This window comes from Streptomyces sp. NPDC049627 (assembly GCF_044465645.1).
Classification (GTDB): domain Bacteria; phylum Actinomycetota; class Actinomycetes; order Streptomycetales; family Streptomycetaceae; genus Streptomyces.
Window position 1 is genome coordinate 16,080 of the sequence record NZ_JBITLW010000016.1, and the last position, 22,492, is coordinate 38,571.

Genomic DNA, 22,492 nt, shown 5'->3' on the forward strand with positions numbered 1-22,492 from the left:
GAAAAGGCGCCCCAAGACGTCCGCGCAGTGCGGGGGCCGCCTACCGCTGGCGAGCGTGAACAGGACCAGGGTCTGCCTGCGCGAAGATCGTCCAGGCGGGACGTGCGGTGACGTCCGGCTCCCCGAACCCGCCGAGCAACTCGCCGTACAGGCCGAACGCCCCGCCCAGGGGCGGCGCACCAGCGGTGAAGGTGCCAAGGAGGTGTCACCCGGCGCCGGGCAGGGCGGCGCCGATGTGCAGGAGACCGATCGATCGTGTACGGCGCAGCGTCGAAGGGTGCGATCGCCCGGACCCGGTCGGCGTCGGGGGCGTCCTTGGGCAGGTCGACGGTCCGGCGCAGGCCAAACCCACCGATCTCGCCTGCCAGTTCGGCAAGCCGCTCCGCCGACAGTGCCCCCACCGCGATGGGAACCCGCATCTCCGACAACGCCTGTCCCACAGTTGGTCTCTGGTCCACAGACATCACCCCACGCGCTCGGCCGAAAGGAGGAGCACGCCGCTCCAAGGCGGCTGGTTGCGGCTTGTTACGGCTTGTTGCGACCTGGACAAGTTTAGAAGTGTGCCAGCCACAAGCCCATGGCGTAAGGCGCACGCATATACGCACCGATGCGTACGCGACCTACGGAGTGCGCCCCGGAGAAGGCCCGCACTGCGTACTTCCGCGAGATTCGCACCACACCTCACGCGCGCGTACGCCCCCACCGAAACGAGACAGAGTCCTCACCGTCGTGCCCTCGTAGACTTGATCGTGATGAGACGCCGCACTCCGCCCCCACCCTCTCCCCTGCCGCAGCGCGAAGGGGTGGATCCGGTGCGGATCCGGTTGCCGGCCGGGAACGCCTGGGCGACCGTGCGGGATCATCTGGTGGCGCGGCTGGCGGCCGGCCCCGGCGTGATCGACGAGATGCTGGACGCGGGGCAGATCGTGGACGCCACCGGGCGTCCGGTGTCCAGGGACACGGCGTATGTGCCGGGGATGTTCGTGTGGTTCCATCGGGAGCTGCCCGACGAGGAGCGGGTGCCGTTCGCGATCGACGTTGTGTACCGGGACGAGCACGTGGTGGTGGCCGACAAACCGCACTTCCTGGCCGTTACGCCACGAGGAAGCCATGTCGCCGAGAGCGCCCTGGCGCGACTGCGACGGGAGCTGGGCGTCCCGACACTGAGCGCGGCACACCGGCTGGACCGGCTGACGGCAGGGCTGGTGCTGTTCACCGTGCGCACGGAGGAGCGCGGGGCTTACCAGACGTTGTTCCGCGACAGGCAGGTGGCGAAGGAGTACGAGGCGGTGGCCCCGTACGACCCCTCGGTGGACCTACCACGCATCGTGCGCAGCCGGATCGTCAAGGAGCGCGGCGTGGTAGCGGCCCGAGAGGTCGAGGGCGAACCCAATGCCGTCAGCCGGATCGAGCTGCTGGAGCACCGAGAGGGGCGTGCCCGGTACCGGCTCGTGCCACGTACCGGGCAGACGCACCAACTGCGGGTGCACATGAGCGCTTTGGGGCTGCCGATCCTTGGTGATCCGCTGTATCCGGTGGTGACGGGCCCCGTGGCGGCCGGTGACTTCCGGCGTCCGCTCCAACTGCTGGCACGGGTCCTGGAGTTCACCGATCCGGTAACGGGGCGCGAGCACCGGTTCGTCAGCCCGCGTCTGCTGCAGGCTTGGCTGTCGTACGACGAGTGGGCCGGGTAGCCCGGGCTCGTCGGCTCAGTCGCCGCGCCACCAGCGCAGGAGCCGCCGGAACACCCCTCGCCGACGCGCCGCTTCGGGCAACGGCTCCGGGGCGGCGGGCTGCGGAGCAACGGGCTCCGGGGCCGCCATCTGCCGCGGTGGCGGGCTGAACTGCCTGTTCTTGGAGCGCTGTGCCGTCAACGGGTGCTCGGGGCGCGCCATGACGTCCTGTTGGTGCTTGGGCGCGAACTGCACCGGCAGTTCGACCAGGTGCCGGTTCGAGATGGACGCCCGCCAGCTCAGCTCGTGCTCCTCGCAGGCGAGTTCGACGTCGGGCAGACGGGTCAGCAGTGCGTCGACGCCGACCTCGGCGATGGCGCGGCCGATGTCCTGGCCCGGGCACTCGTGAGGACCGCCGCTGAAGGCGAGATGGGAGCGGTTGCCCTGCATGTGGGCCTTGGGATCGGGTCGGACACGTGGATCGACGTTGCCCGGCGCAAGGCCCACGAGCAGGCCGTCGCCCTTCCGGATGCGCTGGCCACCCAGCTCGGTCTCCTGCTTGGCGAAATAGCCCAACAGGGTGCTGAACGGCGGCTCGTCCCACAAGGACTGCTCGACCGCCTCGGGCACCGTCATCTGGCCGCCGCCGAGCTGAGCGCGGAACCGTGGATCGGTGAGCACCACTCGCAGCACGTTGGCAAGGAGGTTGGCGGTCGTCTCGTACGCGATGATCAGGACGACCCGCAGATGCTGGCCGACCTCGTCGTCGGTGAGCCGCGCCGGGTGGTTGATCAGATGGCTGGTGAAGTCGTCCTTCGGCTGCGCCCGGCGGCTGGCGGTGAGCCGCATGAGGACGTCCATGATGTACGCGTTGCTGGCGATCGCGGTCTCGGTGCCCTTGGGCAGGTCACGGGCGGCCTGTACGAGCTGGTCGTTGTACTCGTCGGGCATGCCGAGGATCTCGCACAGCACGATCATCGGCAGGCGTTCTGCGAACTGGCTGACCAGGTCGGCCTGGCCCTCCTCGCAGAACTGGTTGACGAGGTCCTGGGTCGCGCGGTTGATGTAGCGGCGGATGCCTCGGTGGTCGATGGTCGACATGGCGCCGGTTACGGCGCCGCGCAGCCGCAGGTGCTCTTCGCCCTCGGCGTGGCAGCAGATGGGCTGCCAGGCGAGGTGCGGCATGAGCGGGTGGTCGGGCTTGACGGTGCCGTCCTGCATCGAGTTCCACAACCGGGTGTCCCGGGAGAACTGCGAGGGGGTTCGCACCGCGTGCATGTTCTCGGCATGGCCGAGCACCACCCAGATCGGCACATCGTCGTGCAGCAGCACAGGCGCCACGGCGCCGTACTCGGCACGCAACTCCTCGTACACGGCTCCCAGATCCTCCGCGCCGGGGCCGTACAGCCGGCGCAGCCCGCCTGGGCCGATGCCGTGTGCGGGGCAGCCGGGTGGCGGGGTGGCCATGGGCTCGTCCGTACCGGTCGGGAAGAGAGGTTCAGGCGTCACTATGGTCGCTCCGAAGCTGAAGTGATTCCGGTGTACAGGGGGTGGTGAGGCCCCGGTTCGGACGGTTCGGGAGGCCGGAGAACCGGGGGGAGGTCGTGCGCGGGACCATGCGGCTCAGGTAACGCGTCTGCAGCTCATGGGACGTGAGCGGGCCGTACGACTCTGGGACGGAGTGGGACGGCCGTACCGCTGGACCGCAGCTGGTTCAGGCGGGCGCCTTGGCCGTAGCCAGGCGGTGCAGGAAGTGCATCAGAGTCATCAGGACATCCCGGCTGGAAGCCCGCCGGCGTACGTCGCACTCCATGATGGGGATCTCCTCGGGCAGGTCGAGTGCCGTACGGAGCTCGGACACGGGGTAACGGGGCGCGTCCGGGAAGGTGTTGACGGCCACCACGAAGGGCACGCCGCACTCCTCGAGTCGCCCTATGACGTCGAAGCTGACCTCGAGGCGGCGGGTGTCGACCAGCACGACCGCGCCCAGTGCGCCCTCGAACAACCCGTTCCACAGGAACCAGAAGCGTTCCTGGCCGGGGGTGCCGAAGAGGTACAGCACGAGCTGCTCGGTGATGCTGATACGGCCGAAGTCCATCGCCACCGTGGTGGCCGTCTTGGTGTCCGAGCCGTAGTTGTCGTCGACGCCGATGCCGGCTTGCGTCATGGTCTCTTCGGTGGTCAGCGGCCTGATCTCGCTGACCGAGCCGACCATGGTCGTCTTGCCGACACCGAAGCCGCCCACGATCACGATCTTGACCGCGGCCTCGGCCGTGTGCGGCAGTTGGTCCTCGGTCCGGGGACCGGGGAGCATGTCAGAGCCTTTGAAGTCCATGCATCACCGCTTCGAGAATTGAACGGTCGGCGACGGCCTGGCGCACGATCGGGGCGCGCGCCGTCACCAGTCCGCCCGTCAGCATGTCGGTGAGCAGGACCGTCATCATGCTGAACGGCAGGTTGAGATAGGCCGAGAGTTCGGCCACGGACAGAGGGGCGGTACAGAGCCGGAGCAGCGCCGACTGTTCCGGCGTGGCGGAAGGCGGAGGGTCGGCGCGCGCCACGATTAAGGTGACGAGGTCGAGGTCCGCGTCGCGCTCGCCGCCGTCCGGGCCGGCCACCACGAAGAGCCGTTCCGGGTTCTTCTTCTCGTTGCCGGGCTTGGGCAGTGGTGGAGGCGGTTGTTCCTTGAGGTGTCGCCGCTGGCGTTGCGGAGGAGTCATACGGTCTGCCCGTTGCGCCGGGGCGGACTGGTGAGATGGGCGCCGATGCGGGCGACGAGGTCGGACATGCGGTTGCTCATCCGGCCCGGTTCGGCGAACGTGTCGGAGAGGACGGCGAGGTAGGCGTTGGCCCCGGCGGCCATCAGATAGAAGTAGCCGCCGTTGATCTCGATGAGGACCATCTTCATCTTGCCGTCGCTCTTCGGGATCTCCGAGGCGACTGCGCTCGCCAGGCTCTGCAGGCCGGCACAGGCCGCGGCCACGCGGTCGGCGGTGTCCGGTTCGCCGCCGTAACGGGCGATGCGCAGTCCGTCGGCGGAGAGCACCACGATCATCTGGATGCCCGGTACGCCGTCGTGGAGCTCCTTGAGCATCCAGTCGAAGTTGGCGCGCTGCTGGATCACTTGAGGTCCCCCTCGTCATCGGCCTCGGGGCGGGCCGGTTGCGTTCGCGGTTTGAGTGTGAGCGGGTCTGGTTTGTCCTTGAGTCCGTTCCAGAACGCCTCGACCCACGCTCCGGGAACGGAGTCGTCCTCCGCCGGCGCCGGCTCGGGCTCCGGCTTGCGCGTCGACCAGATGGTCGGCCGGCCTTCCCGTTCGGCCTGCTCGATGGCCGCCTGCTCGGCGATCCGCTTGCTGAGCGGCGTCTTGACCCGGCTACGGCGCTGGGGCAGGCCGTTGGCGGTCCATTCGGTGACCGTGGGGACGTCGTCCTCCATGGACATCGCGGCGGCGATCTTCGGGCTGGTGGGGCGCCGCTTCTTGGGGGCGCGCTTGGGGCCTTCGAGCACATCGGGGCCCTCGGCCTTGGGCGCCGCCCCGGCGCCGATGCCGTGGGCGAGTCCGGGCGCGGGGTCGGTGGTCATCATGTCGCGCGGCACCACCAGGACGGCGCGGACACCGCCGTACGCGGAGGACCGCAGCGAGACCTGCATGTTGTAGGCCGTGCACAGGCGGCCGACGACGGCCAGGCCCAGGCGCGGGGACTCACCGAGATCCTGGAGGTCGGTGCCCTGCTTGGCGCGCTCGAGCATGCCCTCGACCCGGGCGCGGGCCTCCTCGCTGAGGCTGACTCCGGCGTCCTCGATCTCGATCGCGACACCGGTCTGCACCTCGGTGGCGGTGACGTGCACCTTGGTCTGCGGCGGCGAGTAGCGCGTGGCGTTGTCGAGGAGTTCGGCCGCGGCGTGGATGATCGGCTCGACGGAGATGCCGGCGATGTTGACCTTGGCGATGGAGTCCAGGCTGATGCGCCGGTACTCCAGGATCCGGGACATGGCACCGCGCAGCACGCTGTACAGCGGAACGGGCTCGGGCCACTGGCGTCCGGGGCGCCCGCCGCCGAGCACGGAGATGGAGTCGGCGAGGCGGCCGATCAGCATGGTGCCGTGGTCGATGCGCAGCAGGTCGTCGAAGACCTCGGGGTTACGGCCGTGGTCCTCCTCCATCTCCCGCAGTTCCACGGCCTGTTGGTGGACGATCGCCTGCACGCGTCGGGCGATGTCCACGAAGGAGCGCTGGGCGGAGTCGCGCAGGGCTTCCTCGTGGTCGACGATGTCGACCATCGACTGCACCAACGCGAGCTGCGCCGGGGGGAGATGGGCGTAGGACGGGTCGATCTCGGCGAGGTCGCGCATCACCTCATAGGGGGAAGCGCCACAGCGGAGCCGGTGGATCGCGGCGGGCGTGATCTCCGTCGCGAGGCGGGCCATCTCCTCGTCGTGGGCGGCGATACGCCGTTCCAGATACGCGGTGTGACGGGCGTGCTCGGCCCGCACGTCCCGCAGGGCGCGACCGCGGCGCGCCGCTTCGGCCGCGGATGCCAGCACCAGCAGCAGGGCCACGGCACCGCACACGCCGACGGCCGTCCGGGCCGGTTCCGCAACCACGGCGACGGCGGCTCCGGTTGCCGCGGCCATCACTATGGCCGGCAGCAAGAGCACGCGGGCGTATGGGAGTTCACGGCGTCGGGGCGGGGATTGAACGCTCACCATGTGGGCCCTCTGAAACGAATCGGGTGGGTGTAGGGGGAGCTTGCAGCGGGGTACGTCATGGGTATGTCGGTATCTTCTGCATGTTTGGGAACAAGCGCACGAATACGCCTCAACTCGGTGCGCTGCGGGCGAGCTTAGTCCGACCGGATCATCGCCGTGTCATATTCAGCAAGCACCTGAAATGGGGCGTGTGACAGGAGTACGCTCGGCTCCATTTATACGTTCAGCATGCAATCGCACACGGTGGGTCACGGCGTACGGGCGTGCGAAAGACACTCACCGTGACGGGTGAAAGGTCGGATTCCGCAGGCTCCCGGCAGGAGCTCAGAGGCCGATCGGCCCGTTGTTCAGATCCCCGCGATGCGCAGCGCCGCGTCCGCCGTGGCCTCGGCGAACACCGACACCGGGCGCTCCGGATCGGAGCGGTGGACGAGGATGACGCCCTCGATCAGGCCGAAGACCAGATCCGTACGCAGGTCCAGCTCGCTCTTGGCGAGCGCGCCGCCCATGGCCGTGGCGGCGATCAACTGGCGGTAGGCGTCCTTGAGTTCGGCGCGCACGGCGTGGAAGCCGGCGAAGCGTTCGGCGCGCACCTCGGGCAGCAGGTACAGCCCGCCGAGGTTGTGCGGGCCGCCGCACAGCAGCTCCACGTCCGCGCGGCACAGCTCCCACAGCCGGTCCTCGGCAGGGGTCGCGTCGGCGGCGAGGAGTTCACGGGCGTACGCGAGCGAGGGCGTGACCGTGGACTCCAGGAGCTCGGCGAGGAGTTCCTCCTTGCCGGAGACGTAGTGGTACATCGAGGCCTGCCGCATGCCGGCACGCTCGGCGACGGCGCGGGTGGTGGTGGCGGCGTAGCCCCGGGTGGTGAACAACTCGGCGGCGGCCGCGAGGAGTTCGGCGCGCGGTTCCAGACCGCTGTCCGGCCGCCGGGCGACCCGCGGCCTGCCGACCCGCCGGCCTCCCGGCTCACCTGACGTACCCATGGGTTCGATCCTCGCACATCGGGGCGCATGACGATCTCGCCGAGTGCTTCCACGGCGAGCGGCGGACGCCTTGCCGGACGCTGTCACGCGGGGGCCCAAGCCACGGAACGGCGCTGTCACTCGGGAGTTCGAGCCGGCAGCACCGCCCATGAGCGATCGCACCCGCACCCCGCTCCTTCTCCGCCCCCCTCCTCGCCCACCCCCGCAAACCGTCCTCCCCACGACCCTCAGTAACCACCCGGCAACACCCCCGCAATCCCCCCGACCCACCCCACCCCTAATTTCTGTCGGGCGACAGAAATGCACCCGGAGGCCCACACCCGACCGGAGGTCCGCGCATGGCGACAGAGACCACTTACGGAGCCCGTGACCACGCCCGCGCCCAAGAGGGAACCCGGGCCGAGGCGATGCCCGTGGTGCCGGCCCGGGACTGGCCGGCACCGCCCCGCGAGGCGGGCCACCTGGTGTGGGCCGAGACGGTGGCGGGCGGCAACTACACGCACAGGGTGCTGGCCCGCGGCACGGAGCTGCGGCTGACGGATCTGCGCGGCGACGCCTGCGCGCATCTGCTGCTCTACGTGGCCGACCGGCCCTGGGAGCGGCTGAACGTCGCCGACACGGTGAAGGTGCAGTGGAACGCCTACCTCGGCGAGGGGCGCCTGCTCCTGTCCGACCAGGGCCGCGTCCTCGCCTCCGTCGTCGCCGACACCTCCGGCCGGCACGACACGCTGTGCGGCACCTCCACCCTCGTACGCAACACCGAGCGCTACGGCGACGGCACCCCGCAGTCCCCCTCCCCGGCCGGCCGCGAGCTGTTCAAGCTGGCGGCCGCGAAGAACGGCCTGGAGCCCAGGGACCTGCCCCCGTCGCTGTCCTTCTTCCAGGGCGTCGAGGTGCGCGAGGACGGCAGCCTCGGCTTCACCGGCTCGGCCGGGCCCGGCGCCTGTGTGACCCTGCGGGCCGAACAGGACGTGACCGTGCTGATCGCCAACGTGCCGCATCCGGCCGACCCCCGCCCCGAGTACGTCAGCACCCCGCTGGAGGTGCTCGCCTGGCGCGCGGCGCCGACCGGCCCCGGCGCCCCCCTCTGGGAGGCCACGCCCGAGGGCCGCCGCGCCTTCCTCAACACCGCCGAATTCCTTGCCGCGAGGGGGATCGCATGAGCGCGAGCACGGGCACGACCGAGAACACGAGCACGGCCGAGAACACGACCGCGACCGCGACCGCGAAGACGACCACGACCGTCGTTCCCGCCCGCGCCCCCTGGTCGTCCGTCGTCCGCTCCGGCGAGACGCTGACCATCACCGACCTGCACGGCAACCAGGCCGTCGACTTCCTCGTGTACGACGCCCACGACACGGCGGTCCGCTACAGCGCGCCCGACACGATCCAAGCCCGGGGCGGCATCTTCCTCACCACGGGAAGCGTGCTGATGTCCAACGAGCACACCCCGCTGATGACCGTCGTCGCCGACGAGGTCGGCCGGCACGACACGGTGGGCGGCGCCTGCTCCAAGGAGTCCAACACCCTCCGGTACGGCCACCACACCTGGTCCCAGCACGCCTGCGTGGACAACTTCCTCGCCGAGGGCGCCAAGTACGGCCTCGGCAAGCGCGACCTCGTCTCCAACATCAACTGGTACATGAACGTGCCGGTCGAGAAGGACGGCACCCTCGGCATCGTCGACGGCCTCTCGGCACCGGGGCTGTCCCTGACCCTGCGGGCCGAGCGGGACGTCCTCGTCCTCGTCTCCAACTGCCCCCAGATCAACAACCCTTGCAACGGTTTCGAGCCGACGGCGGTCCGGATGACGATCGGGGCGGCTGAATGACCTTCGACACGCTGCTGGTCGCCAACCGGGGCGAGATAGCAGTCCGGATCATCCGTACGGCCCGCGAACTCGGCCTGAGGACGGTCGCGGTGTATTCCGACGCCGACCGCGCCGCCCCCCACGTCCGCCTCGCCGACCGGGCGGTGCGGCTCGGTCCGGCGCCCGCGAAGGAGTCGTATCTCGATGCCGACCTCGTCCTGAAGGCCGCCAAGGACACGGGGGCGGGGGCGATCCACCCCGGCTACGGCTTCCTGTCCGAGGACGCGGCCTTCGCCCGCCGCTGCGAGGACGCCGGGATCGTGTTCGTCGGGCCGACGCCCGGGCAGCTGGAGCTGTTCGGGACGAAGCACACGGCGCGGGCGGCGGCCGGGGCGGCGGGCGTGCCGCCGGCGCCGGGGACCGGGCTGCTCGGGTCGCTCGCGGAGGCGCTCGAAGAGGCCCGGGTCATCGGCTACCCGGTCATGCTGAAGGCGACCGGCGGCGGGGGCGGTATCGGCATGTCGGCATGTCGATCCGCCGGCGAACTGACCGAGGCCTGGGAGCGGGTCCGGCGGGTCGCCGCCGCCTCCTTCTCCGCGGAGTCCTCGTCAGGTGTCTTCCTGGAGCGGCTGGTCGAGCAGGCCCGGCATGTCGAGGTCCAGGTCTTCGGCGACGGTGAGGGCCGGGTCGTCACCTTCGGCGACCGGGACTGCACGCTCCAGCGCCGCAACCAGAAGGTCGTGGAGGAGGCCCCGGCACCGGGACTCCCCGCGCACGTGCGCGAGCAACTGGCCGCCCGGGCCCGCGACCTGTGCGCTTCCGTCGGCTACCGCTCGGCCGGAACCGTCGAGTTCGTGTACGACGCCGCCCGCGAGGAGGCGTACTTCCTGGAGGTCAACACCCGCCTCCAGGTCGAGCACCCGGTCACCGAGGAGATCTACGGCGTCGACCTGGTCGCCTGGATGCTGCGCCTTGCGCGGGGCGAGCGCGACGTCGTCCGCGACCCGGGCGCACCGCGCGGCCACGCCGTCGAGGCCCGCCTCTACGCCGAGGACCCGTCGCGCGACCACCGGCCCGGCGCGGGCCTGCTGACAAGGGTGGAGTTCCCGCGCGGGGTGCGGGTCGACGGCTGGGTCGAGACGGGCACCGAGGTGACGACGGCGTACGACCCGATGCTCGCGAAGATCATCGCGTACGGCCCCGACCGCGCGCACGCCCTGCGGCGGCTGGACGAGGCGCTGGCCCGCACCCGCGTGGACGGCATCGAGACGAACCTCGGCCTGGTGCGGGCGGCGCTGGCCGACCGGGCCTTCCGCGAGGCCGTCCACTCGACGGCGACCCTCGCGGCCGTGGCCGACCCGACGCCCCGCATCGAGGTCGTCTCCGGCGGCACCCTCACCACCGTGCAGGACTGGCCGGGCCGCACCGGATACTGGCAGGTCGGCGTGCCGCCCTGCGGCCCGATGGACGATCTGTCCTTCCGCCTCGGCAACCGGGCGCTGGGCAACCACGAGGGTGCGCCGGGACTCGAATGCACGCTGCGGGGGCCGGCGCTGCGGTTCACGCACACCACGACCGTGTGTGTGACGGGCGCCCCGGCCCCGGTGACCGTCGACAGCGCGCCCGTGCCGCAGTGGGAGCCGGTGACGGTGCCGGCGGGGGCCGTACTGGAGGTCGGCGCGCCGGACGGGCCCGGGCTGCGGACGTACGTCCTCGTCGCGGGCGGCCTCGACGTCCCGGCCTTCCTGGGCAGCGCGAGCACGTTCACGCTCGGCCGGTTCGGCGGGCACGGCGGGCGTGCGCTGCGGCCGGGCGACGTCCTGCACGGCGGCGCGGTCGCCGAGGGAGCGCCGGTCCCCCTGCCGGACCGCCCGTCCTTCGGCGCCGTATGGCACATCAAGGCGGTCGAAGGGCCGCACGCCGCGCCGGAGTTCTTCACCGAGGACGACATACGCGACTTCTACGCCGCCGACTGGAAGGTGCACTTCAACTCCGCGCGGACCGGCGTACGGCTCGTCGGTCCCAGGCCGCGCTGGGCGCGAGCCGACGGTGGTGAGGCGGGCCTGCATCCGTCCAACATCCACGACACGCCGTACTCCGTCGGCGCCGTCGACTACACGGGCGACATGCCGGTGCTGCTCGGCCCGGACGGCCCGTCGCTGGGCGGGTTCGTGTGCCCGGCGACCGTGATCAGCGGTGAGCGCTGGAAGCTGGGGCAGCTGCGGCCGGGCGACAGGGTGCGGTTCGTGCCGGTGGACGTGACCGGCCGGGAGCGCCCCGCGATCGTCGACGGCGGCGTGCTGGCCCGGGACGGCGATGTGACGTACCGCCGCAGCGGCGACGACAACCTGCTCGTCGAGTTCGGCCCCATGCAGCTCGACCTGGCCCTGCGCATGCGCGTCCACGCGCTGATGGAGGCGGTGGCCGAGGAGGGCCCGGACGGGATCACCGACCTGACACCGGGCATCCGCTCCCTCCAGATCCAGCTGGACCCGGGCCGAGTGACGCAGGCCGAACTCCTGGCCGCCGTACGGGAGATGACCGCCGCCCTGCCGCCCACGGACGAGCTCGTCGTCCCGTCCCGCACCGTCCACCTCCCCCTGTCCTGGGACGACCCGGCGACCCGCGAGGCCATCGCCCGCTATATGACGGGCGTGCGCGACGACGCGCCCTGGTGCCCGTGGAACATCGAGTTCATCCGCCGGGTCAACGGCCTGGAGTCGGTGGAGGACGTGTACCGCACGGTGTTCGACGCGGAGTACCTGGTGCTGGGCCTGGGCGACGTGTACCTGGGCGCCCCGGTGGCGACCCCGCTGGATCCGCGGCACCGTCTGGTCACCACCAAGTACAACCCGGCGCGCACCTGGACCGCGGAGAACTCGGTCGGCATCGGCGGGGCCTACCTGTGCGTCTACGGCATGGAGGGGCCCGGCGGCTACCAGTTCGTGGGCCGTACGACCCAGGTGTGGTCGGCGTGGCAGCAGCGCGGGGCGTTCGAGCCGGGGTCGCCCTGGCTGCTGCGGTTCTTCGACCGGATCCGTTGGTATCCGGTGGGCGCCGAGGAGCTGCTGGAGCTGCGGGCGGACATCACGTCCGGGCGGTTCGTGCCGCGCATCGAGGAGGGCGCCTTCTCGCTCGCCGAGTACCGGGCTTTCCTCGACGACAACGCCGCGTCGATCGCGCGCTTCCGGGCCCGGCAGCGGGCCGCCTTCGCGGCGGAGCGGGACGCGTGGGAGGCGGCCGGCGAGTTCGCGCGGGCGGACGAGGCGGCGGCGCCGGCCGCGCCCGCGGTCGAGGTGACCGTCCCGGCCGGCGGGCGGCTGGTCGAGGCCGAGTTCGCGGCGTCGGTCTGGCAGGTGCACGTGCGGCCGGGTGACGAGGTGACGGCCGGACAGCCGCTGCTCGCCCTGGAGGCGATGAAGATGGAGTCCAGGGTGTCCGCGCCCATGGCCGGCGTGGTCGTGGAGGTCCTGGCCAGGCCCGGGGATCAGGTGGAGGCGGGGACGGCGCTGGTCGTCCTCGCGCCCGCCGCGAGCTGAATCGCGAGGAGAACAAGACATGCCGAGCACGCCGAGCGCCCTGTCCCGGGTCCGTGCCGCCTACGCCCGGATCGAGGCCGTGGACCGCCCCGAGATCTGGATCGATCTGCGTCCGCGGACGTCGGTCGAGGCCGAGGCCCGGATCGTCGACGAACGCGTGGCCGCGGGGGAACGGCTCGCGCTCGCGGGCCGCCTGTTCGCCGCCAAGGGCAACATCGACGTCCAGGGCCTTCCCACGACCGCGGGGTGCCCTTCGTACGCCTACGAACCCGAAGCCGACGCACCCGTGGTCGCCCGGCTGCGGGCGGCCGGCGCGCTCGTCCTCGGCACCACGAACCTCGACCAGTTCGCGACCGGCCTCGTCGGCACCCGCTCCCCCTACGGCGCGGTCCGCAATGCCCACGACCCCGCACGGATCAGCGGCGGTTCCAGTTCCGGTTCGGCCGTCGCGGTGGCGCTCGGCATCGTCGACTTCGCGCTCGGCACGGACACCGCGGGTTCGGGCCGGGTCCCGGCAGCCTTCAACGGCGTCGTCGGCCTCAAGCCCACCCGGGGACTCGTCCCGACGGCGGGCGTCGTCCCGGCCTGCGCGTCGGTCGACTGCGTGACGGTGTTCGCGCGGACCCTGCCGGAGGCCGAGCAGGCCCTGTCGTTCATGGCGTCCCCGCCCGGCCGCGCCCTGCCCGCGCTCCCCCAGCGCGCACCGGGACCGTGGCGTATCGCGGTCCCGCCCCCGCAGCAGCTCGGCGAGCTGGACGCAGGCTGGGCCGAGGCGTACGAGGCGGCCGTACGGCAGCTCACCGCCGCCGGGGCCGACCTGCGCACCGTCGACCTCGCCCCGTTCACCGAAGCGGCCGCCATGCTGTACGAGGGGGCCTTCGTCGCCGAGCGCTACACGGCCGTGGGGAGCTTTGTCGACAAGGCGAGGGCGGCGGGCGACGACACCCTGGACCCCACCGTCGCCGGCATCATCACCCGTGCCCGCGACATCCCCGCACACCGGCTCTTCGCCGACCAGGACCGCCTCGCGGCCCTGCGCGCCCGCGCCGAAGCCGAACTGGCCGGCGCGGACGCCCTGTTGCTCCCCACCACACCCGGTCACCCCACCCTCGCCGAGGTGGCCGCCGACCCGCTGGGGGCCAACGCCCGCCTGGGCCGCTTCACCAACTCCACGAACCTCTTCGACCTGGCCGCGGTCGCCGTCCCGGCCGGCGAGGTGGACGGCCTGCCCTTCGGCGTGATGCTGATCGGCCCCGCGTTCACCGACGAACGGCTGGCCCGGATCGCCGGCCTGCTCCGCCCGGAGGTCCGTCTCGCCGTGGTCGGCGCCCACCTCTCCGACCAGCCGCTGAACCCTCAACTCCTCGCCCTGGGCGCCCGGTTCGACCGTACGACCGCCACGGCGCCCGTCTATCGCCTGCACGCCCTGTCCACGACCCCGCCCAAGCCGGGGCTGGTCCACGTCGGCGCCGCTTCCGGCTCCGGCTCCGGCTCCGGCTCCGGCTCCGACAAGGGGGGTGCCGCGATCGAGGCCGAGGTGTGGCGGCTCCCGGCCGAGGGGCTCGGCCGCCTCCTCGCCGAGCTGCCCCGCCCGATGACCCTGGGGCGCGTGGAGCTGGAGGACGGCAGCCACGTCCCCGGGTTCCTGTGCGAGCCGGCGGCCCTCACGGACGCCGAGGACATCACGTCGTACGGGGGCTGGCGGGCGTACCTCCGGGGCGGGCGCTCCTGACGTCGGGGCCCGAGAAACAGAGAAGGCAAGGAGGTCACCCACTCCTTGCCACTCTCAACTTATAGCGCACTGGGGGGCTTGCGGCAAGGCCCCCGTCGTGCCGCAGAATCTCCGGCCTAAGGCCAGTACCTGCGGAAACGGGGAGTCACAAAGTGCGTGTGCTGTTGATGGGTTTTGGGTCGCGCGGGGATGTCGAACCGCTGGCGGGACTCGCGGTGGCGTTGCGGGCACTCGGTGCTCAGGTCCGGGTGTGCGCGCCGCCGGACGAGGAGTTCGCACAGCTGCTGGCCGGTGTCGGGGTGCCGCACGTGCCGTTCGGCCGGTCGGTGCGGGCGCTGGTGACGGGGGCGGAGCCGCCGGAGAAGAAGGCGCCCAAGGTCGCGGCCGCGTTGGTGGCCGAGCACTTCGGCACGGTCGCCGCGGCGGCCGAGGGCTGTGACGCTGTGGTGGCGAGCGGCTTGATGCCGGCCGGCGTGCGCTCGGTGGCCGAGAAGCTCGGCATCCGGTATGAGTGCGCGGTGTTCCAGCCGTGGGTGCTGCCGTCGCCGAACTACCCGCCGGGGCCGCGGCCGGGCAAGCCGTTCCCGCCGGGCGTGACCGACAACCGGGTGCTGTGGGACCTGGACACCGAGAAGGTGAACGCGCTGTACGGCGAGGCGCTCAACACCCACCGGGCGTCGATCGGTCTGCCACCGGTGGACAACGTCCGCGACCACATCCTCACCGACCGGCCGTGGCTGGCGGCGGACCCGGTGCTGGCGCCGGGAAAGGAGCTGACGGGGCACGACGTCGTGCAGACCGGCGCCTGGGTCCTGCGGGACGAACGCCCGCTGCCGAGCGAGGTGGAGGCGTTCCTGGAGGCCGGTGAACCGCCGGTGTACGTGGGCTTCGGCAGCATGTCCCTGCGCGGTTCGGGCGACGTCGCCCGGGTGGCGATCGATGCGGTGCGCGCCCGGGGCCGCCGCGTGCTCATCGGGCGCGGCTGGGCGGAACTGGGTCCGATCGACGGCCGGGGCGACTGCTTCGCCGTCGGGGAGATCAACCAGCAGGCGCTGTTCGGCCGGGTGGCCGCCGTCGTCCATCACGGTGGCGCGGGCACCACCACGACGGCCGCCCGGGCCGGCGCGCCTCAGGTGGTCGTACCCCAGATCGTGGACCAGCCGTATTGGGCGCGCCGGGTGGCAGAGCTGGGCATCGGCGCGGCCCACGACGGTCCGACCCCGACCTTCGAGTCCCTCTCGGTCTCCCTCGCAACGGCCCTGGCCCCCGAGACCCGCGCCCGAGCCACCGCCGTGGCCGGCACGATCCGCACCGACGGGGCGACGGTGGCCGCGCAGCTGCTGCTCGACGCGATCGACCGGGAAACGCCGTCTGCGTCCGCGTAGGCCACGCGGGACCATCGAGGCCCGACCCAGACCACGAAACCCGCGCGGGGCGGTCGTCAGCGACCGCAGATCGGAGCCCATCCCTGTGAAACCCCTGACCACCAGCGCGTTCGACCTGCCCGACCGCCTCTCCGCCAAGGCCGACCCGGCGCTGATCGACAGCGACGAGCGGTATTTCGCGGCCCTCGCCGACTGCCTGGAACAGACGATCGCCGAGGTCTCCGACCAGCTCGACGCGGCGCGCAGGGCGCCCGGCGGACTGGGCCGCCACGCGATGGACCGGGACACGGAGATCCACCGGCTGACCGCCCGTCTGCGCACCCTGCGCCGTTTCGGCCTGGACCTGTGCCTCGGCCACATGGTCGGCGCGGACGATCCCGAACCCGTGTACGTGGGACGACTCGGCCTCACGGACAGCTCCGGCCGCCGGCTGCTGGTCGACTGGCGCTCCCCCGCGGCCGAGCCGTTCTTCGGAGCCACCCACGCCAACCCGATGGGACTGGCGAGCCGCCGCAGGTACCGGTGGACGAGCGGCCGCATCAGCGACTACTGGGACGAGGTGTTCACCGCCGACGGGCTGCAACGGCACGCCGCACTCGACGACCAGTCCGCCTTCATCGCCGGCCTGGGCAGCGACCGTTCGCCCCGGATGCGGGACGTGCTCGGCACCATCCAGGCCGACCAGGACGCCATCATCCGAGCGGGATCCCGCGGCGCGCTCGTCGTCGACGGCGGCCCGGGCACGGGGAAGACCGTCGTCGCCCTGCACCGCTCCGCCTACCTCCTGCACTCCGACCCGCGCCTCGGTCACCGTCGGGGCGGCGTGCTGTTCGTCGGCCCGCACCGGCCCTACCTGGCCTACGTCTCCGACGTCCTGCCCAGCCTGGGTGAGGAGGGGGTCCAGACCTGCATCCTGCGGGACCTCGTCGCCGAGGGAGCCTCGGCAGCGGTGGAAACCGACCCCGAGGTGGCTCGCCTGAAGTCCTCCGCGGAGATGGTGAAGGCGATCGAGAAGGCCGTCCGGTTCTACGAGGAGCCGCCCGCCAAAGGGATGACGGTCACGACCCACTGGTCCGACATCCGGCTGAGCGCCGACGACTGGGCCACGGCGTTCGAGGCGGCGGAACCCGGTACGCCGCACAACGAGGCCCGCGACCAGGTCTGGGAGGAGCTGCTCACCATCCTGATCGACAAGCACGACGACGAGGCCTCGGCGCAGGACGGCGAAGTCTCGGCCGACCTGCTCCGCCGGTCGCTGAGGCAGAACAGGGAGCTGCTCACGGCCTTCGACCGCGCCTGGCCGCTGCTCGAAGCGGCCGACCTCGTCGGTGACCTGTGGTCGGTACCGGCGTACCTGCGGTTGTGCGCGCCCTGGCTCGGCCGCGACGAGGTGCACAGGCTCCAGCGGGCGGACCCTCAGGCGTGGACGGTGTCCGACCTGCCGCTCCTGGACGCGGCACGGCAGCGGCTCGGCGATCCCGAGGCGGCCCGGCGCAAGCGCCGGCACGAGGCCGTCCTCGCCGCCCAGCGCGAGCGCATGACGCAGGTCGTCGACAACCTGATCGCGGCCGCGTCCGACTCCGGCGCCGACGGCGACGACGGCGAAGGCCTGGTGAGGATGCTGCGGGGCCAGGACGCCCGGGTCAGCCTGACCGACGAGTCCGAGGTGACCACCGCCGACCCCGACCTCCTCGCCGGCCCGTTCGCGCACATCGTCGTGGACGAGGCCCAGGAACTCACCGACGCCGAGTGGCAGATGCTGCTGCTGCGCTGCCCGTCCCGGAGCTTCACGATCGTCGGTGACCGCGCCCAGGCCAGGCACGGCTTCACGGAGTCCTGGCAGGAACGCCTGAAGCGGATCGGCCTCGACCGCATCAGCCTGGCCTCCCTGACCATCAACTACCGAACGCCGGAAGAGATCATGACGGAGGCCGAGCCGGTCATCCGGGCAGCCCTGCCGGACGCGAACGTTCCGACGTCGATCCGCACCGGCGGGGCGCCGGTCGTCCACGGATCCCTTTCGGACCTCGACTCGATCATCGATACGTGGCTCGCCACACACGCCGAAGGAATCGCCTGCGTCATCGGCGACGCCATGTACCGCCCGACGAACTCCCGCGTCCGCTCACTGACGCCGGAGCTCTCGAAGGGACTGGAGTTCGACTTGGTCGTCCTCATCAACCCGGAGAGGTTCGGCAAGGGCATCGAGGGAGCGGTGGACCGCTACGTGGCGATGACGCGAGCGACCCAGCAACTGGTGGTCCTCCGATGACTGCACGCCCCCAGGGGCGCGGGGAACTGCGCGACCAGCCCCCACGAACCCGCACCCGCCGTCAAACAATCACCCCACCGACGAGTAGGCGACAACACCCCGCAGCAACCCCTCAACAGCCTTCCGCGCACTCTTCCCCACAGTCGAGCCCTCCGCAGGAGAAGCCGCAGCGATCTGCCCCAGCACATCGATCACCTGCTTGCACCACCGCACGAAGTCCCCCGCCGGCATCTCCGCCTCACGCAGCACCTCGTCGAGCCCCTTGCCGTTGGCCCACGTATAGGCGGCCCAGGCAAACCCGAGATCCGGTTCACGCTGCCCGACCCCCTCGGTCTGCGTGATCCGGAACTCCTCCTCAAGGGCATCCAGCCGCCCCCAGATCCGCACCATCTCGCCCAGCGCGGCCTTGGCCTTGCCCGACGGCAGCTTCGGCGCCATCGCGTCGTCCCCGACCCGTGCCTCGTACACCAACGCCGAGACGCACGCGGCCAGTTCGGCAGGCCCGAGCCCTTCCCAGACCCGCTCCCGCAGGCATTCGCTCGCCAGCAGATCCAGCTCCCCGTACAACCGGGCAAGCCGCTTGCCGTGCTCCGTCACCTCGTCGCCGCGCAGATAGTCCAACTCGGTCAACAGGGCCACAATGCGGTCAAACGTACGGGCGATCGTGTTCGTACGCCCCTCGATACGGCGCTCCAGCTGCGAGGTGTCCCGCAGCAGCCGGTGGTAGCGCTCGGCCCAGCGGGCGTGGTCCTCACGGTCGTTGCACCCGTGGCAGGGGTGGGCGCGCAGGGCCTTGCGCAACCGCTCGATCTCGCGGTCGTCGGCCGCCTGGGAGCGCCGCTTGCGGTGCCGCTCCGGCGGAATGTGCCCGGCCTTGGTGCGCAGCGCGGAGGCGAGGTCCCGACGGGACTGCGGGGAGCGCGGGTTGAAGGACTTGGGGATCCGCATCCGCTCCAGCGCCTCGACGGGCACCGGGAAGTCGATGGACGCCAGCCGCTTGACCTGCCGCTCGGCGGTGAGGACCAGCGGGCGCGGCCCGTCGTGGTGCTCGAAGCCGCGATGGCCGTTGGACCGTCCGGCCGGCAGCCCCGGGTCCAGGACCAGGGCGAGACCGGCGTACTTGCCCGTCGGCACATGGATGACGTCGCCCGGCTTGAGCCTCTCCAGGGCGACGGCGGCCTCCGCTCGCCGCTGGGCCGCCCCCTGCCGGGCCAACTCGTTCTCGCGGTCCTTGAGTTCGCGGCGCAGCCGCGCGTACTCCTCGAAGTCCCCGAGGTGGCAGGTCATGGACTCCTTGTAACCGGCCAGCCCCTCCTCGTTGCGCTGCACCTGACGCGAGATCCCGACGACCGACTTGTCGGCCTGGAACTGCGCGAAGGACGTCTCGAGGAGTTCGCGCGAGCGGTGCCGGCCGAACTGCTCGACGAGGTTGACCGCCATGTTGTACGACGGCTTGAAGCTGGACCGCAGCGGATAGGTGCGCGTGCCCGCGAGCCCGGCCAGGTGCTCGGGGCTCATGCCGCGCTGCCACAGCACCACCGCATGGCCCTCGACGTCGATGCCGCGCCGCCCCGCGCGACCGGTCAGCTGGGTGTACTCGCCGGGCGTGATGTCGGCGTGCTGCTCGCCGTTCCACTTGACGAGCTTCTCCAACACCACCGACCGGGCGGGCATGTTGATGCCCAGGGCCAGGGTCTCCGTGGCGAACACGGCCTTCACCAGGCCGCGGACGAACAGCTCCTCGACGACCTCCTTGAACGTCGGCAGCATGCCCGCGTGGTGGGCGGCTATGCCGCGCTCCAGGCCTTCCAACCACTCGTAGTAGCCGAGGACATGGAGGTCCTCGGTCGGGATGGAGGCGGTGCGCTCCTCGACGAGGGCGCGTACCCGTTCCCGCGCCTCCTCGTCGTTCAGCCGCAGGCCCGCGTACAGGCACTGCTGGACGGCGGCCTCGCAGGCGGCGCGGCTGAAGATGAAGGTGATGGCGGGCAGCAGCCCTTCGGCGTCGAGGCGTTCGATGACTTCGGGACGCCCGGGCGTCCACACGCGGGAGCGCTGTCTGCGCTCGCGCTCCCGGTCGGCCTCGCGCATGGCGCGGCCGCGTCTGCGGTCCTGGTACGACGGCCGGGTCGCCTCCATGCGGGCCAGCCGCGTGAGGTCGGGGTTGACGGCCTTCTTGTGGCCCTCGCCCTCCTCGAACAGGTCGTACATCCGCCGCCCGGCGAGCACATGCTGGAACAGCGGTACGGGCCGGTGCTCGGAGACGATCACCTCGGTGTCGCCGCGGACGGTGTCGAGCCAGTCCCCGAACTCCTCGGCGTTGGACACGGTCGCCGAGAGTGACACCAGGGTGACCGACTCGGGAAGGTGAATGATCACCTCTTCCCATACGGCGCCGCGGAAGCGGTCGGAGAGGTAGTGCACCTCGTCCATGACCACGTAGCCGAGGCCGAGGAGTGTCTGCGACCCCGCGTACAGCATGTTCCGCAGCACCTCCGTGGTCATCACGACCACGGCGGCGTCGGGGTTGATGCTGTTGTCGCCGGTGAGGAGTCCGACCATGCCGTCCCCGTAACGGCGGCACAGGTCCGAGTACTTCTGGTTGGACAGCGCCTTGATGGGCGTCGTGTAGAAGCACTTCTTGCCCTGCATCAGGGCGAGGTGGACGGCGAACTCGCCCACGATCGTCTTGCCGGAGCCGGTGGGCGCGGCCACCAGCACGCCCTTCCCCGCTTCGAGCGCCTGGCAGGCCTCGATCTGGAAGGGGTCGAGGCCGAAGTCGTACATCTCGCGGAAGGAGGCGAGCGCGGTGGCCTGCTCGACAGCGCGCCTGCGCGCTGCCGCATACCGCTCGGCCGGAGAGAGGTCCTCTGTCATCGTGCTTTCGAGCGTACCGGGCCCCACTGACAACAGGACGATCATTATCCGGATCGGCCCTCCGCAAACCCGCAGTCCCCGCAGCTCACGGCCGCGAAGCGGAAGCGGCCGGGTACGCCCCGTAGGCGCCCCGGCCGCATTGTCTGCGACAGCTGCCGCTGTCAGGTGACGTCGTCGTAGCCGTTGACGCGCTCGCGGCTCGTCTGCTCGGGCAGTGCCCGGCTCGCGGAGACGGTCTCGACCTCGCCGATGTCCTCGGGGGTCAGGTCGAGGTCGGAGGCCTCGTCGTCGTCGAGGTCCGCGTCGGGGTTGTTGCGGCGGCGCCGGCGGTCGTTCAGCAGGGAGATGCCGACCGCGATGAAGTACAGGACCACGATCGGCCCGGCGAGGGCCAACATGCCGACGGGGTCGGTGGTGGGAGTCGCGACGGCGCCGAAGATGAAGACGCCCATGACGACGCCGCGCCACCAGCCGATCATGCGGCGGCCCGTGACCACGCCTGTCATGTTCAGCATGACCAGGAGCAGAGGGAGCTCGAAGGCGGCGCCGAAGACCAGGACCATCCGGACGCTGAAGTCGAGGATCTTGTCCATCGGCAGGATGTTCGCCGACCCGTCGGGCGTGATGCCCAGCAGGACCTTCATGCTGATCGGCATGATCGTGTAGGCGAGCCAGGCGCCGCCCAGGAACAGCGGAACGGCGGCCGCCACGAAGGCGTACGTGTACTTCCGCTCGTGCTTGTGCAGTCCCGGGGCCACGAACGCCCACAGCTGGTACAGCCAGATCGGGCTCGACAGGACGATGCCCGCCATGAGGCTCACCTTCACCGTGGTGGTGAAGGGAGAAAGGAGGTCGGTGTACGCGACGACCGCGCAGGCACCGCCCGTGGTCTCGCCCAGTCCCTTGGTGCAGCGAGGCACGGGATCGGACAGGAACTTCATCAGTTCCGCGTTGTAGAAGGCGGCCACGATGGTGACGACCGTGATCGCCAGCATGCCCTTCGCGAGCCGGTTGCGGAGCTCACGAAGGTGCTCCGCGAGGGGCATCCGCCCCTCGGGATCCTTCTCCTTCTTGCGGGCAGACTTCAGCAACCCACGTTCCCATCTCGTGCGGCGGGCCGGAGGTCACCGGCCCTGCGTCAGCGCTTGCTCGTGTCCGTCGGCTCGTTGACCGGGCGCGAGCTGGTCACGTCACCGGGGGCGGCCTGGATGATGCGCTGAGCCGCGGGCTGGTCGCCGTTGCTCGGCGGGTCGGCGGGGGCGGCGGACTTGTCGTCCTCCTTCATCGCCTTGGCCTCGCTCTTGAGGATGCGCGCCGACTTGCCGAGGGAGCGGGCCATGTCCGGAAGCTTCTTCGCGCCGAACAGCAGGATGATGACGACGAGGATCAGAATGATCTCGGTGGGGCCGAGCCTACCCATAGCTGTTTACCTTCTTCACCGAGGCGACATGGTCCGAATACCCGGCAGGTCGGACATTCGTCCGACCACCGTGCTGCCAGGGATCGTA

General features: G+C 71.2%; 16 protein-coding genes. 7 read left to right on the forward strand and 9 right to left on the reverse strand.

The window, feature by feature from the left end; translation table 11 throughout:
- Positions 1-752 precede the first annotated feature (752 nt).
- Positions 753-1,694: an RluA family pseudouridine synthase gene (locus ACIBU0_RS36035; protein WP_398827151.1), complete on the forward strand. Its 942-nt coding sequence runs from the start codon at positions 753-755 to the stop codon at positions 1,692-1,694.
- Positions 1,695-1,709: 15 nt separating this feature from the next.
- On the opposite strand, the gene ACIBU0_RS36040 is transcribed toward ACIBU0_RS36035, so the two are convergent.
- From ACIBU0_RS36040 to ACIBU0_RS36065, 6 genes are all read right to left on the reverse strand, one after another.
- Positions 1,710-3,140, reverse strand: a complete 1,431-nt coding sequence (locus ACIBU0_RS36040; RefSeq protein ID WP_398827153.1) for a cytochrome P450 — start codon at positions 3,138-3,140, stop codon at positions 1,710-1,712.
- A 247-nt stretch (positions 3,141-3,387) separates the two neighbouring features.
- Entirely contained in the window at positions 3,388-4,008 is a 621-nt protein-coding gene (locus ACIBU0_RS36045; RefSeq protein ID WP_398827155.1) for a GTP-binding protein, read from the reverse strand.
- Positions 3,989-4,393, reverse strand: coding sequence for a DUF742 domain-containing protein (locus ACIBU0_RS36050; protein ID WP_398827157.1), 405 nt, complete (start codon positions 4,391-4,393; stop codon positions 3,989-3,991). The genes ACIBU0_RS36045 and ACIBU0_RS36050 overlap by 20 nt, the downstream gene beginning before the upstream one ends.
- Positions 4,390-4,797, reverse strand: coding sequence for a roadblock/LC7 domain-containing protein (locus tag ACIBU0_RS36055; RefSeq protein WP_398827159.1), 408 nt, complete (start codon positions 4,795-4,797; stop codon positions 4,390-4,392). Before ACIBU0_RS36055 ends, ACIBU0_RS36050 begins: the two co-directional genes overlap by 4 nt.
- The gene (locus ACIBU0_RS36060) at positions 4,794-6,386 is read right to left on the reverse strand and encodes a sensor histidine kinase (protein WP_398827161.1); all 1,593 of its coding nucleotides are present in this window, start codon (positions 6,384-6,386) and stop codon (positions 4,794-4,796) included. The genes ACIBU0_RS36055 and ACIBU0_RS36060 overlap by 4 nt, the downstream gene beginning before the upstream one ends.
- A 347-nt stretch (positions 6,387-6,733) precedes the next feature.
- Positions 6,734-7,369, reverse strand: coding sequence for a TetR/AcrR family transcriptional regulator (locus tag ACIBU0_RS36065; RefSeq protein WP_398827163.1), 636 nt, complete (start codon positions 7,367-7,369; stop codon positions 6,734-6,736).
- A 338-nt stretch (positions 7,370-7,707) separates the two neighbouring features.
- Here ACIBU0_RS36065 and ACIBU0_RS36070 point away from each other — a divergent pair, with 338 nt between their 5' ends.
- The 6 genes from ACIBU0_RS36070 to helR all read left to right on the forward strand — a co-directional run bounded on the left by ACIBU0_RS36070 (position 7,708) and on the right by helR (position 18,107).
- Positions 7,708-8,532: an urea amidolyase associated protein UAAP1 gene (locus ACIBU0_RS36070; protein WP_398827165.1), complete on the forward strand. Its 825-nt coding sequence runs from the start codon at positions 7,708-7,710 to the stop codon at positions 8,530-8,532.
- The gene (locus ACIBU0_RS36075) at positions 8,529-9,200 is read left to right on the forward strand and encodes an urea amidolyase associated protein UAAP2 (RefSeq protein WP_398827167.1); all 672 of its coding nucleotides are present in this window, start codon (positions 8,529-8,531) and stop codon (positions 9,198-9,200) included. The genes ACIBU0_RS36070 and ACIBU0_RS36075 overlap by 4 nt, the downstream gene beginning before the upstream one ends.
- On the forward strand, positions 9,197-12,718 hold the full coding sequence (locus tag ACIBU0_RS36080; RefSeq protein ID WP_398827169.1) for a 5-oxoprolinase/urea amidolyase family protein: 3,522 nt from the start codon (positions 9,197-9,199) through the stop codon (positions 12,716-12,718). The genes ACIBU0_RS36075 and ACIBU0_RS36080 overlap by 4 nt, the downstream gene beginning before the upstream one ends.
- A 19-nt stretch (positions 12,719-12,737) precedes the next feature.
- Positions 12,738-14,450: an allophanate hydrolase gene (atzF, locus tag ACIBU0_RS36085; protein ID WP_398827171.1), complete on the forward strand. Its 1,713-nt coding sequence runs from the start codon at positions 12,738-12,740 to the stop codon at positions 14,448-14,450.
- Positions 14,451-14,602: 152 nt separating this feature from the next.
- Positions 14,603-15,835 (forward strand): glycosyltransferase, encoded by a 1,233-nt coding sequence (locus ACIBU0_RS36090; protein WP_398827173.1) that lies wholly within the window; start codon positions 14,603-14,605, stop codon positions 15,833-15,835.
- An 85-nt stretch (positions 15,836-15,920) separates the two neighbouring features.
- Positions 15,921-18,107 (forward strand): RNA polymerase recycling motor ATPase HelR, encoded by a 2,187-nt coding sequence (gene helR / locus ACIBU0_RS36095; RefSeq protein WP_398827175.1) that lies wholly within the window; start codon positions 15,921-15,923, stop codon positions 18,105-18,107.
- A 69-nt stretch (positions 18,108-18,176) separates the two neighbouring features.
- Here the strand turns inward: helR and ACIBU0_RS36100 are convergent, their stop codons facing one another.
- The 3 genes from ACIBU0_RS36100 to tatA all read right to left on the reverse strand — a co-directional run bounded on the left by ACIBU0_RS36100 (position 18,177) and on the right by tatA (position 22,404).
- The gene (locus ACIBU0_RS36100) at positions 18,177-21,029 is read right to left on the reverse strand and encodes a DEAD/DEAH box helicase (protein ID WP_398827177.1); all 2,853 of its coding nucleotides are present in this window, start codon (positions 21,027-21,029) and stop codon (positions 18,177-18,179) included.
- 116 nt (positions 21,030-21,145) lie between these two features.
- Entirely contained in the window at positions 21,146-22,075 is a 930-nt protein-coding gene (gene tatC, locus ACIBU0_RS36105; RefSeq protein WP_398827179.1) for a twin-arginine translocase subunit TatC, read from the reverse strand.
- Positions 22,076-22,122: 47 nt separating this feature from the next.
- Positions 22,123-22,404: a Sec-independent protein translocase subunit TatA gene (gene tatA, locus ACIBU0_RS36110; RefSeq protein WP_398827181.1), complete on the reverse strand. Its 282-nt coding sequence runs from the start codon at positions 22,402-22,404 to the stop codon at positions 22,123-22,125.
- Positions 22,405-22,492: the final 88 nt, after the last annotated feature.

Coding starts and splice junctions, on each gene's coding strand:
- ACIBU0_RS36035 (WP_398827151.1), top strand. CDS start 753: ATGAGACGCCGCACTCCGCCCCCACCCTCTCCCCTGCCGCAGCGCGAA.
- ACIBU0_RS36040 (WP_398827153.1), bottom strand. CDS start 3,140: ATGGCCACCCCGCCACCCGGCTGCCCCGCACACGGCATCGGCCCAGGC.
- ACIBU0_RS36045 (WP_398827155.1), bottom strand. CDS start 4,008: ATGGACTTCAAAGGCTCTGACATGCTCCCCGGTCCCCGGACCGAGGAC.
- ACIBU0_RS36050 (WP_398827157.1), bottom strand. CDS start 4,393: ATGACTCCTCCGCAACGCCAGCGGCGACACCTCAAGGAACAACCGCCT.
- ACIBU0_RS36060 (WP_398827161.1), bottom strand. CDS start 6,386: ATGGTGAGCGTTCAATCCCCGCCCCGACGCCGTGAACTCCCATACGCC.
- ACIBU0_RS36065 (WP_398827163.1), bottom strand. CDS start 7,369: ATGGGTACGTCAGGTGAGCCGGGAGGCCGGCGGGTCGGCAGGCCGCGG.
- ACIBU0_RS36070 (WP_398827165.1), top strand. CDS start 7,708: ATGGCGACAGAGACCACTTACGGAGCCCGTGACCACGCCCGCGCCCAA.
- ACIBU0_RS36075 (WP_398827167.1), top strand. CDS start 8,529: ATGAGCGCGAGCACGGGCACGACCGAGAACACGAGCACGGCCGAGAAC.
- ACIBU0_RS36080 (WP_398827169.1), top strand. CDS start 9,197: ATGACCTTCGACACGCTGCTGGTCGCCAACCGGGGCGAGATAGCAGTC.
- atzF (WP_398827171.1), top strand. CDS start 12,738: ATGCCGAGCACGCCGAGCGCCCTGTCCCGGGTCCGTGCCGCCTACGCC.
- ACIBU0_RS36100 (WP_398827177.1), bottom strand. CDS start 21,029: ATGATCGTCCTGTTGTCAGTGGGGCCCGGTACGCTCGAAAGCACGATG.
- tatA (WP_398827181.1), bottom strand. CDS start 22,404: ATGGGTAGGCTCGGCCCCACCGAGATCATTCTGATCCTCGTCGTCATC.